Source organism: Acinetobacter sp. YH01004 (assembly GCF_013420455.1).
Lineage (GTDB): Bacteria > Pseudomonadota > Gammaproteobacteria > Pseudomonadales > Moraxellaceae > Acinetobacter > Acinetobacter towneri.
In genome coordinates this window covers 44,676-56,758 of the sequence record NZ_VOXZ01000006.1, presented here as the reverse complement: position 1 = coordinate 56,758, position 12,083 = coordinate 44,676, and the positions used below count along the sequence as shown (strand labels likewise).

The window sequence follows — 12,083 nt, the reverse complement described above, 5'->3', positions numbered from 1 at the left end:
TGCTTTAAGTGTCTGCTTTGAAAAGTGCAGACCAATCATAAACACGCTGTGCAACAGTATGCATCGGACGTCTTAATATATCACTAATCACTGCACATAAATCTGCACCTGCTTCAATGACAGGCTGACTGTTTTCAACAGTTAAACCACCAATCGCGCAAATTGGCACATTGAGTTGTTGCTTCGCCAGTGTGAGCGTGTCTAATGTAAGTGTACTTGCCTCAGGTTTAGTTTCAGTTGCATAGACTGCACCAAAAGCCACGTAGTTTGCACCATCGGCAATGGCTTGCTCTGCCAATTCAATCGAGTTATTACAACTGCGACCAATCAATACATCTTGTGGTAAACGTGCAACCGCTTCAACAATAGAGCCATCTTCTTGACCCAAATGTACGCCAACACCATATTTCACTGCAGTTTCAAGATCATCATTAATCACAAATGGCACTTTGTATTGATCACACATCGATTTCATATATTCAATTTCGTATGCCTGCTGAGCTTGAGGCACATTTTTACGGCGATATTGCAACACCGCGACTTCATAAGTTGCCATCGCCCCTTCTAATTTTGCCAAAAGCAGTTCGATAGGATCATCATTGGTAATCAAATATAAACCGCGCATAATCTCAGCCACAAATAATACAAGGTCTGTATTATTACACATTCAGGCGGCATGTGTCAGAACCTCAGGCTCAACAAGTTTTTTTATATAGGCTCTATAAGCTTCTATTTTGTTTGGGTTTTATTGAGTCAAAAACTTAAAAATACCAAATTCTAGTGATAGCGCTAAAAGATAGATTTAGCTTTAATTGAACTGCGCAAAACAAGAACTGCAACCAGTTCAATAAGATATGGATTTTAAAATCCATACGGGTGACTACAGCGAATAACGACATATTTAGGTCGCCCATTTAGACACATGATCATTTGTGCCAGAGCGCATGTGGGGATGCGACAAATGATCATGTGTCTATATTTTTTCATGCCGCTCTATCAGTAACCTGCTTGCTCTATATCCTTGCTTAAAGATGAATGATTTCTGATTTAACACCATTCTGAATATAATTTTTCACATAAAAAAAGCCTAGAGAAAGGTCACTCTAGGCTTGGAAAGTCACAAACTTTTATCAATAAATTTGATGACACATTATTAGAATATTCACTCTATCATTTCAACAAAAAATTAATTTTATTTGTACATTTTTTATGAAAATAATCACATATCGTCTAGTTTTTGCCTAAACGGTATAACTAAGCGCTCAATTCAACTTGGAATTTTATCTTTAGCACGATCTTGCAAACTTAAATGACCACGCAAAACATCGGCAAACATCCGCCAGTCTGAAATAAAACTATACACAGGCTGTTTAAAACTGGCAGGTTTATTTTTTTCAAAAACAAAGTGCCCGACCCATGCACAAGCATAGCCTGCCAGCAAACCATAGAGTACATATTTGGCTTTTTTATGGCGTATGGCTTTACTCACACAATATAAACCGATACTACTGCCAACAACGTGCAAACGACGGCTCATAATGTTGCGGTGTTCAGTTAAATAAAAGCGATAAAATGTTGAATAATCCTGAATTGGCAATTCAAACTTGGGATCTGGTGTCGGCTCAAATTCGGGGTTTAATGCTGCGTTCATGTTCATCATCCTGATGTTTATAGGTTTGAATTATTTTTGCTACGCTCAACGACACTTTAAACTAAGCCAAAAAAAAACCAAACTCAAGGGTCTGTTGACACTTCGTCTATGTTTGCGACAACGCATATTTTTCAGCTGATATAAGGCATGAGACAGGAAATTTAGTCATTCTAAATAACTGACTCATAACGCAATAGCAGCAAAAAATATGCTTGTCCTGAAAGGCTGTGGCTAAAACTTTCTCAGATTGCGTTATGAAACTTGGCAATAGTCTCGCTATACCCTACGTTTCATGCCTGATCTGCTCAGTTTTAGCCTACAGCGCAAGCCATTTAGGAAATGCCAACAGACCCTAAAAAAGCCAAGGTCAAGCCTTACTTCTTGGCATATTTTAGTTACAATCAAACGCACTTTTGCAAAACCTTAGTTCTGCAATTTTCACAAATTTATAATACCAATTTGTTTGCCGCTGCTTTGGCGCAACATGCTTTACGTTCAGGATATTTTTCATGGTCGAAGTTGAATTAAAATTTCAAATTCCAGTCGCACGTCGTACTGCACTACTCAAAACTTTAGACCCGAAAAAATCGACTCAAATTCCATTAGAAGCACGCTATTTTGATACATCTGCGCACAGCTTGGCGCATCATGGCATGGCGTTAAGACTGCGTTTAGAAGGTGAGCAATGGGTACAAACTTTAAAAGCGGCAGGTCAAAGTCATTTTCATAGTTTTGAACATAACCATCCACTTGCGCCAACTGAAAATCCAGATACTCCACCACAACTTGATCTGCAAATTTATCAAAGTATTCCCGAAGCACAACAATTGCTAAATCAAGCTTTGGGACAAAATTGGGATCAGTTGCAACTACAATTTGAAACCGATATTCAACGTACCTCACGACTAATGACCGTTGAAGATACTGACATTGAAATCAGTTTAGATGTTGGTCACATTCGTTGTGCAGATGCTGAAGTTGAAGTACATGAAGTTGAGTTTGAACTGAAACAAGGTTCAATTCAGCAATTGCTGGCTTTTAGTTTTGAATGGGTGAAAAAATTTCATTTATGGCTGGATGTGCGCAATAAAGCAGAAATTGGACATTTGCTTTCTGTGCAGCAAAAAGTCAGCCCTGCGGCTCAGAGCAAAGAATTTCAATTCAGTAAAAAAGACCATGCCGACCAAAATTTACGCCTGTTAATTGCACAACAATTACAGCATTTATTGCCCAATATTGCCGCAATTTCTGCTCAAGTTGCCGAACAAAGTCATATTGATCAGGCGCAGTTCGCTTTGCAACATTTACAACTAACACTATCCTTATTTAAAGATTGGTCGAAGCATTTAGGCGATAAATGGGCAATGCAAATTGCAGCATTTAAACAACATTTTGATCACCTGCAGCATTTGGAACACATGCAAGCCACACTCGGCGCATTTTTACAGAACCCGACGACTGCAGAGAACCTAAAAAAAGATACCTTGTACGCCCAAGAAAAATTGGTCAATTTAGTCCGTTCAACGCAAAATGTGCATCACTATTTAGAATTATTGATGTTTAGTTTAGCCGCGAGCGATCACTCAGGTTTAGACTTAAAAACTGCCGCACAAAACACGTTGCAACAGCAATATAAGCAGTTGCATGAACAATTACAGCACAGTGATATTCACGATTTTGAAAGTTTAGATCAACTGGCCTTGCGTATTCAGGAACTAAAATTTAGCTTCCCCATTTTGACGCATATTTATGATGTCAAAAATTTGCAGAAATATAGTAAAGCTTTGAATGATGCACAGCTTGCAGCACAGGAATATCAAGTGTTGGCATCTTCTGCAGCATACATTCAACAAACTGAATTGGAAGCGAGCGACTGGTTTGTTTTAGGTTGGCTCACTGCAAAACAGGAAGTGTATGCACAGCGTTTATTGGAAGCGACAGAACAATTTATGGTGAGCCGTAAATTCTTAAAATAAGTATCCTTAACATCCTCAAAGCACACGCTAAAAATACTGCAATACAACGGCAGCCTTGTGAATATTCATTCGGCTGCTTTGTGTTAAAAACTAAATACAAATTATTTTATTTTTCAAGCTTTTGTTCACAGTTCTCCCCTTGTTCATTTATAGATTTACACTATAGTAAAGAGAACTTATCTTGTTTCATCAAGGGCATTCCCGATGTGTGAAATAGAATTAAAATTTCAAATTCCACACAACTATCGTGCGGCATTTGAAAAAGCATTTAAAAAGAACAAACTGGTTCAACAACAACGCTTATGGGCTAAATATTATGATAGTCCTGAACAGCACTTAGCCAAGCAACGCATTGCCCTGCGTCAGCGTTTAGAGGGCGATATTTGGAAACAAACTTTAAAAGCGCCTAGTCCACAACATTATGAACGCTTTGAGCTTGAACATGAATTAGGACATGATGCGCCTGAATTGTGTGATTTGGCATGTTATGAAAATCATAAACAAGCACGAAAGATTTTAAAAAAAGCCTTAGACGGTTCAGAGGTAGATTTAACCCTGCAGTTTGAAACCGATGTTTTACGCTACAGCCAATTGGCACATTATAAAAACAGCCAAATTGAAGTTGCTTTTGATTTAGGTGAAATCCGCCAAGGCAAAAATTCGGTTGAAATTTACGAAGTTGAGTTTGAACTGAAACAAGGTGAAATTGCAGACTTAATTGCCTATATTCAGCCGTGGATTAAAAAATATCATTTATGGCTCGACACACGCAGTAAATCGCAGCGTGGCAATATGCTGTATAACAATGAAACCATGATTCCTGTACAGCAGCAAAGTACCTTGCAATTGCAACACCCCGAAAATATGCATGAGTTGTTGGCGCAAATTACCCAGAATTGTTTGGCACACTTGCTGCCAAATGCAACTGCGATTGCCAGTCAAGATTATGCCAGTGGGCATGTGCATCAAGCGCGTGTTGCCATTCGACGTTTACGCAGTGCCTTAAAAATTTTTGCTGAATATGATGCGTTGGCAAATAACAATTGGGAAAGTCAATTGGCGACACTTTTTCAGCAGTTAGGTTCGACCCGCGATCAAGATGCTTTGCGCGAAAGTCTGATTCCGCAACTTGAAAATGCAGGCTCACCTATTACCGAACTACCACCTGCAGCATCTGAAAACATTGCGATTGATGCAATTTTCCGCTCACCGACCACAACCTTATTACTGTTACAACTTATGAGTTTTGCACATTCGGCTGCGATTGCAGATGCAGAATCAAAACCATTCAAAAAAGTATTACGTAAACGCTTGCAGAAAATGCATCAACAAATTTGTGATGATACAGGTCATTTCCAAACCTTGGATGTGGAATCTAAACACCGCACGCGTAAGCGTGTAAAACGTTTACGCTATACCGTGGAGTTTGTGAGTAGTTTATTTGCAGAAGATGACGTCAAAACGTATTTAAAAACCCTAAAACCATTACAGGAAACTTTAGGGCATTTTAATGATTTAATGGTGGCACAAGGTCTATATGAAAGCCATGCTCAAACTGAACCGAAAACATGGTTTGTATTGGGTTGGATTGCGTCGGAAGAACGTCATATTTCCATACAGATTGAACAGGATTTACAGCAGTTTGCTGAAAGTCAGCCTTTTTGGTCGTAGTTGAAGTTTGATCATCAATCAATGATCACATTTAAGCTCAACAGGGATTCATTTCATGTTGAGCTTATTTTTTATATCTTAGATTAGTATTTAATCTGCAAATTCCAAACTTTCTAAAAGATTAACGATATTTACCAAATACTTTCCATGTTTGGTTATCTGCCAAAGGGTCTTGATAACTGTCACTACGCTGCTTACGTGGCTTATCTCGGGCATCGACCAGTTCAAAATATGGTTCGACACTTAATACAATACCATTCACATAAAAACGGGTGCGCGTGTAGTCACTTTGCCCATGCTGAAACACATAAGTACGCAAATCAATAAACTCACGATGTGCCACCAGTGCTGCATTGTCATCACTGTCTAACCAACGCTGCATGAGCTGAATTTCCTGCGGTTCAAATTGCCCACATTTTTCGATCAGGCTGGCAATCCCCCGAAAAGTTTTCGATTCTTTGGCGCGGGTTTTATTCACTCGAATCCGATCGACATGAAAATAAAATAAGGGCAAGTTCAAATGACTGGGTAAATGCACCGCATCAATGACTGCATCTTGCATAAAAGGCTGAAATAAATCCTGTGCACGTTCAATCAACCCTGTCCATTGTTTATAGTATTCTGCTACTTCTGCGCGTGTTCCATAATAAATCGGCAAGCCTTCAACATGGGCAAGTTGCACGGGTGGCCAAATATTTTGACGTAATAAAGCAATGTCGCTTTTTAAACTTTGTACCGCAATCGCATCTTGCATCAACCACTCCAATTTTGCTTAGGCTATTTTTAGCTTAAGGCAAAGGTTTTGTTTCTGCAAGGCTTTGCCTATAATGAAACATTCAGATTTTTAGCTTAGGAAAAATTCATGGTTCAAAAGATTGAAGCAACCGATGTAACCGAAGAAGAAGCATTAAATGCGGCTTTTTTTGAACGTGCCGATGAATTTATTAAACAGGCCAATGGCTTCTGTCATTTTGAAAAAGGCTCGACAGTAAAACCTGCCGAAATTCGTGGTCAGGTGAGTGCTGCCATGTTATTTGCTACTGCACGTTTTAATACTTGGGTGGCAGCCAATAATTTTAAAGATGGCAATGAAATGCGCGATGCCAAAGACCAAGTTATGTCATATATCTTGCAGCAATTTCAAATGATGCTTGAAGATAACTATGACGAATATTGCGAACAGTTTGAAAACTATTTGCGCTTCCGCCACAACGAAGAATTCCATACCCATAAACATGATCACGACCACTCGCACGATCATTAATTTTGCGTATAAACAAAGCCCTACAGGGCTTTTTTTATTGCGGCAATTTTTCAAATTTGTAGTTTTTCGATAAATAACCCTTCCCTTTTGCAACATGATGGCTTTGAATAGTGAAATACTAGCGTCATAAAAACAGGATGATTATGCAGAACCTAGGATTTGCACTCATTGATGCACATATTCATCAGTGGGATCCGTACAACACGCCGCACAGCGCACGACTTGCTGTTAAGCTTTTGGGCAAGCATCCCAATTTGCTAGATAAAACCATCCGCCTGATAAAACCAAAAACACTCATTGAAACTTTAGGACGCACCGAGCACGTCACATCGCCCTATTTACCTGAGCATTATGCCCGTGACTTAGGTTTTTATACGGCTGAAAAAGTCGTGCATATTGAAGCCAATTGGCACGACCATAAAGGCAAAGGCGTAGTTGGTGAAACCGAATTTATAGAAAGTCTGGATTTTAAAAATAATGGTTTGGCTTTGGGCGCGATTGTCGCCACTGCAGACCCGCGCGATTCTAATTTTAAGAAAATTCTCAAATTACATCACAAAGCTTCTCCGCATTTTCGCGGAATTCGTAAAATGGCAGCCGTGCATGAAGATCGCGGGATTTTTGCTTGGGCAGACGAACCACACTTATATCGGAACAAAAAGTTTCTAAAAGGTTTTGAAGCTTTGGCGCAATATAATTTAAGTTTTGATGCATGGACGTATTCGACCCAATTGGGTGATGTCTTGGCATTGGCCAAACAATTTCCAGAAACTTCTATTGTGCTTGAGCATTTGGGCACACCCGCGGGGCTGTTCGGGCAAGTTGGCACACATACAGGCGTGACCAAAACAGCACGAGAAAATATTCTATTTCGTTGGCAAGAAGATATTGCCGAGTTGGCACACTGCCCAAATGTTTACAGCAAAATTTCAGGGTTATTTATGCCTGTTTTAGGACATCAATTTCACTTGCAAAAACGTGAAGCCTCAAAACAGGAAATTATAGATTTAACTGCACCACTGATTCAGCATGCCTTACAAAGCTTTGGAATATATCGGTTGATGTTTGCTTCCAATTTTCCAATAGATCGAGTGAGCACGTCTTTGGTCAATTTAATTGATGCGACTAGTGATATTGTTGCGGCCTATCATCCAAATGCTTTGCAGCAAGTGTTTCATCATAATGCCAAACAGTTTTATCGTTTATAAAGCTTTAGCCAATTGAGCATAGATAGCAAACTTGAAGACAAAAAACGCATCGAAATGGATGCGTTTTTTGTATCTGCTCAAAATTAAATTGAATCTTTATTTAGACTGCGGCTTTAACGGCAGCACCTCAACATTGGCTTGACCATATTGATCGGCGGCTACTTCAAGCAAATGTTCTAAGCGTAAATATTTCTGAATCACAGCATCTACATCGGCTTTGCTGAGTTTTGCTAACGCTTGATCACGTCGCTCACGGTAACGTAAATCACGACCTTGTTCTAATTGTGGCACTAACATACGGTGGATACTGCGTTCATCTTCCAAGGCAGTCACACGTTTTTTCAAAATATCGGCTTTTGCAGCTTCAACTTCTTGCAAGCTGACACCATCACGGCGCAATTCCTGCAACACTTTATGCACCGCCTGTGACACTTGAGCCGACTTGCCTGCACTGTATTGCGCAGAAATACTGAGCGCACCCGATTGTTCAAATTCACTTAAACTCAAACCACTACTAAAACCATAAACCAATGCATTTTTTTCACGTAATTCTTGCGCCAAACGTGAAGACAATTGCGATTCGCCCAAAATATAACTCAGCACCATCATGGCAGGTGTGTCAGGATGATTTACGCCCAAAGGCAAGGTCAATAAACTTTGATAACTGCCAAATTCGCGCTGTTCTGCCAATACATGCAACTTTTTCGCAGGATATGCCGTATAGGCTGAATCTAAGCGTTGATACACTTCCGTATTACGCGATTGCCCCAAACGCTGAACTAAAGTTTTTTTAATTTGTTTCGGATCAAACTCACCTGTAATGGCAATCTGTGCATAATTCATGGCGAAAAATTGACGATATAACTGCTGCACCTGCGCTTGGGTTGCAGCTTGCAGTTGTTGCTTCGCAAATCCAGGTTCGAAGTGATAGCGTAAATCGCCCTGCGGGTAAATTTCAATTAAACGCGCCATAGTCAAAGCAGCCACAGTTTCAGGCTCGGTATAAGGTCGTTCTAAACTGGATAAACTTTGAGAACGAATTAAATCAAACTGACTTTGCTCAAAACTTGGGTTTTGCATGACATCTAAAACAAAATTAAAAAACGCATTAAACTTTTCTTTTTTTGCCACAATTTGAATATGAATCGCATTAGCATCGGCTTGTGCAAAAGCCGAACCACCTGCAGCAATTGACTGATCGGCGATGTCTTGCAAACTATGCTCTTGAGATGCACGCAGCAACAAATACGCGGTTAAATCTAAAATTTCGCCCTGCTTAAATAAAGATTGTGCCGTACCAAAATTTACCGAAATAGTGGCATAGGTTTTATCATCACGCGTTGCAGTTGGAAATAATGCATACTTGGCACCATTTTTTAAGCTGCCACGCTGAATCTTTTTTTCATTTTGAATCAAAGCTTGTTTGGATTTTTGCACATAGTCTGTCACTTCTTGCTGATAACTTTGCACGTCTTTCAACGGTGCAACAGGTGCATCTTGCTGATCTAAAGTTTTTGCTGTTTCAGCCGCTTTCTTTGCTGTAAGTGCCTGTTTTTGATCTTCAGGGGTGGGTTGAATATCCCCTATTATGCGATGTTCTGCAGTAAAAAATTGTTTTAAATGCTGATTAAGAGTATCTACATTTAACTGCTGAATATCTTGTAAATCTTGCCAGTATTGTGTCCAATTCCCCTGATAAGCCACAGCATAATCACTCAAGCGACCACCCAAAGCCACTGCATCATTCATGACACTGTCAGCCTGATTTTGAATCAAGTTTTTAACACGTTGTAACTCGGCATCATCAAAGTTTTTTGCCTGTTCGATGCTTTGATTCAAGCCAGTTTGTACTTGCTTGGCATCATGATTGGGTGCATACAAAGCCCCCATCAACACCAAATTAAAATCTTGATCTAACCATGTGCTAGACTGCACCATGGTACTTTTGCCTGTTTCTACCAGTGCTTGATACAAATGCCCACTCGGTTGCAATGTATGTAAATATGGTGACAGCACCAAAGCGGTTTTGATCTTTTCGTCATTGCCATTTAAATACAGATTAAACTTGGCCAGTTGACTGCCCTTTTGTACCACAAAATTTCGTTGCTGAATTTTGTTACTGTCTAATCGAGGCACTTGTACTTGTTTGGGAATTTGTCGTGCTGCAATTGGACTAAAATGTTGATCAATTTGTTTTAACACCGCTGCCTGATCAAACTTGCCTGTCATCACTAAAATAGCATTATTAGGCGCGTACCATGTGCGGTAAAATTGATTTAACTCCTGCATTTTAATGGATTGCAGTTCGTTTAAATCGCCAATGGGTAAGCGTCCGAAATACTGATTACCATAGGCCGATTTCCACACCTGATCTAACAAGACTGAAAACGGTTGATCCATACGCACTTCGCGTTCACGCTTTACAATCGCAATTTCGGCAGGCACATATTTTTCCTGCATGACCAATTTATCCATGCGTTCCGCTTCAAGATAAATCATCTCATTGACGGCGCGAGTTTCAGGACGAATGATGTTGGTGTATTTAGTCGAGTAATAGTCGGTGCTGGCATTGTGCATTAAACTATATTGATCTAAACGGCGCTGAAACTCCTCGGCAGGTACGTTTTCTGTACCTTTAAATGCCAAATGTTCCAACAAGTGTGCCAAACCACCTTTGCCTTGTGGATCATTCAATGAACCCGTTAAATACACCATATTCATAAAGACTTTATTTTCTTTCTGATTGGGTGCCAAAATGACTTTTAAGCCATTATCAAGTTGATATTCTTGTATTTCTTGCTTAGATTTTACTAAAACTGGCTGCGCGAAAATCACGCCATTAAATGCCAGTACACATAAAGATAAAGTGAGAGTTTTAAAACGTAGCAACTTCTTTTTCCCGATTGATTTCATTCTATTTTTTGATTTGCCATGAAATATGACAATTTTCAACTTGAGCGCAAACAGCATAACAAGCTGCAATTAAACCCACAGTAAATATTTGCAAATGATGTAAGTTAAAACCAAGAAAAAAATCCAGCAGACTTCTCTCATCTCAGCTTCATCTCCAAAATAAAGTAAAATGAAAACTCAATTTTGACCCTGCATTTGAACATTTTTAAATGGATGAAAGAGGTCTAATGCTGTGCATGTTTAAATCATGATTTCACCCTGCAAATATAACTGCGCATAACCTGAAATTTCGATGCGATCATTAGGCAAAATCTTGCAATACAGTACGCCACCTCGGGCAGAAGCCTGATATGCCACAAGTTCGGTTTGCTGTAATTTTTCTGCCCATAGCGGTGCAATTGCAGTATGAATTGAACCTGTAACAGGATCTTCTGCAATGCCCATGGCTGGTGCAAAATAACGCGATACGCAGTCATACTGTGTATTTGCAGAGACAGTAATCGCAACATCAACACTCGACTGTGCCGTAATGGCTGTGCGCAACTGTCCCAATTGTTTTAATAATTCAAGGTTAGGCTGTTCATCTAACACATCTTGTACCGATTCATATTCCACAATATAGGCTTGCGCATTGATATAGACGTTTTTAAATGGTTTAGTCAAAGCTTGGCGTAAAATATCGGGATAATCTTCAACTTGTTGGGCAGCACGAATTGGGAAATTCATGCAAATTTTGCCATCTTGCTGTTGCTGAACTGTAAAAATCCCCAATTTTTTCACATGAAATTGAATTGTCTTTGTCTCGGTATAATCCTTAAATAAAACAAAGCCGCTGGCAAGTGTCGCATGTCCACAAAAATCGACTTCTGTTGTGGGTGTAAACCAGCGAATTTCAAAGTTTTCCGCATCTATCATTTTGACAAAAGCGGTTTCAGACAGATTATTTTCCAATGCGATATTTTGCATTAAATCATCGGCTAACCATGTTTTACTAACAAGTACGGCAGCAGGATTGCCTTTAAATAATTCATGGCTAAAAGCATCGACTTGGTAAATTTTCATTAATGAACTCATGATCCTAAAAATATATACACTTATTTCATCTTAAGTTCTTTTCACTATAAGTGCCTAGCCAATTTCTATACTTTCAATCTGCCTAGTAGTTTGATTTTGGATTAATTCGGCATAAAGCGAGCTGTAATATCTAGTAAGTATGTTATTGGCTGTGATGCCAAGTTTGTAAAAGCTGCCTTCTTTATTCCAATATTTGATTAAGTAGAAGATTGCTTGTCCAGCATTTAATACGGCTTAATCGAGGAAAGACGGTCATTTGTATTCATTAGCTTTCATTTCGTAATAGCATCTTTATAGACCTATTAACAGGACTTGCATCAGGTCTT

The 12,083-nt window shown here is 39.4% G+C and carries 9 protein-coding genes; 4 read left to right on the top strand and 5 right to left on the bottom strand.

Translation table 11 applies throughout. The features are described 5' to 3' along the window. Window positions 1–4: 4 nt before the first annotated feature. Both thiE and FTT71_RS06040 read right to left on the bottom strand, forming a co-directional pair. Complete coding sequence (thiE, locus tag FTT71_RS06045) at window positions 5–625, bottom strand: thiamine phosphate synthase (protein WP_096900945.1); 621 nt, start codon at window positions 623–625, stop codon at window positions 5–7. A 642-nt stretch (window positions 626–1,267) separates the two neighbouring features. Then, window positions 1,268–1,657, bottom strand: a complete 390-nt coding sequence (locus FTT71_RS06040; protein WP_373682974.1) for an Mpo1-like protein — start codon at window positions 1,655–1,657, stop codon at window positions 1,268–1,270. Window positions 1,658–2,160: 503 nt separating this feature from the next. Between FTT71_RS06040 and FTT71_RS06035 the strand changes: the two genes are divergently transcribed. Next, a complete protein-coding gene (locus tag FTT71_RS06035; protein ID WP_179993750.1) occupies window positions 2,161–3,627 on the top strand; it encodes a CYTH domain-containing protein in 1,467 nt (488 codons plus the stop codon). 204 nt (window positions 3,628–3,831) lie between these two features. Beyond that, window positions 3,832–5,298 (top strand): CHAD domain-containing protein, encoded by a 1,467-nt coding sequence (locus FTT71_RS06030; RefSeq protein ID WP_167846096.1) that lies wholly within the window; start codon window positions 3,832–3,834, stop codon window positions 5,296–5,298. Between the two features lie 121 nt (window positions 5,299–5,419). Here FTT71_RS06030 and FTT71_RS06025 read toward each other — a convergent pair whose 3' ends face one another. Continuing rightward, window positions 5,420–6,052, bottom strand: coding sequence for a hypothetical protein (locus tag FTT71_RS06025; protein WP_167846097.1), 633 nt, complete (start codon window positions 6,050–6,052; stop codon window positions 5,420–5,422). A 108-nt stretch (window positions 6,053–6,160) separates the two neighbouring features. Between FTT71_RS06025 and FTT71_RS06020 the strand changes: the two genes are divergently transcribed. Both FTT71_RS06020 and FTT71_RS06015 read left to right on the top strand, forming a co-directional pair. Beyond that, window positions 6,161–6,562, top strand: a complete 402-nt coding sequence (locus FTT71_RS06020; RefSeq protein WP_004973007.1) for a DUF3144 domain-containing protein — start codon at window positions 6,161–6,163, stop codon at window positions 6,560–6,562. 143 nt (window positions 6,563–6,705) lie between these two features. Beyond that, window positions 6,706–7,770 carry an amidohydrolase gene (locus FTT71_RS06015; protein ID WP_179989590.1) on the top strand — a complete coding sequence of 355 codons (1,065 nt, stop codon included), beginning with the start codon at window positions 6,706–6,708 and terminating at the stop codon, window positions 7,768–7,770. A gap of 96 nt (window positions 7,771–7,866) precedes the next feature. Here FTT71_RS06015 and FTT71_RS06010 read toward each other — a convergent pair whose 3' ends face one another. Continuing rightward, window positions 7,867–10,683: a pitrilysin family protein gene (locus tag FTT71_RS06010; protein ID WP_154320649.1), complete on the bottom strand. Its 2,817-nt coding sequence runs from the start codon at window positions 10,681–10,683 to the stop codon at window positions 7,867–7,869. 240 nt (window positions 10,684–10,923) lie between these two features. After that, complete coding sequence (locus FTT71_RS06005) at window positions 10,924–11,745, bottom strand: PhzF family phenazine biosynthesis protein (protein ID WP_179991074.1); 822 nt, start codon at window positions 11,743–11,745, stop codon at window positions 10,924–10,926. Window positions 11,746–12,083: the final 338 nt, after the last annotated feature.

Bases quoted from the DNA above. Each gene is read 5' to 3' on its own strand.
- thiE (WP_096900945.1), bottom strand. From the start codon at position 625: ATGCGCGGTTTATATTTGATTACCAATGATGATCCTATCGAACTGCTT.
- FTT71_RS06040 (WP_373682974.1), bottom strand. From the start codon at position 1,657: ATGAACATGAACGCAGCATTAAACCCCGAATTTGAGCCGACACCAGAT.
- FTT71_RS06035 (WP_179993750.1), top strand. From the start codon at position 2,161: ATGGTCGAAGTTGAATTAAAATTTCAAATTCCAGTCGCACGTCGTACT.
- FTT71_RS06030 (WP_167846096.1), top strand. From the start codon at position 3,832: ATGTGTGAAATAGAATTAAAATTTCAAATTCCACACAACTATCGTGCG.
- FTT71_RS06025 (WP_167846097.1), bottom strand. From the start codon at position 6,052: ATGCAAGATGCGATTGCGGTACAAAGTTTAAAAAGCGACATTGCTTTA.
- FTT71_RS06020 (WP_004973007.1), top strand. From the start codon at position 6,161: ATGGTTCAAAAGATTGAAGCAACCGATGTAACCGAAGAAGAAGCATTA.
- FTT71_RS06015 (WP_179989590.1), top strand. From the start codon at position 6,706: ATGCAGAACCTAGGATTTGCACTCATTGATGCACATATTCATCAGTGG.
- FTT71_RS06010 (WP_154320649.1), bottom strand. From the start codon at position 10,683: ATGAAATCAATCGGGAAAAAGAAGTTGCTACGTTTTAAAACTCTCACT.
- FTT71_RS06005 (WP_179991074.1), bottom strand. From the start codon at position 11,745: ATGAAAATTTACCAAGTCGATGCTTTTAGCCATGAATTATTTAAAGGC.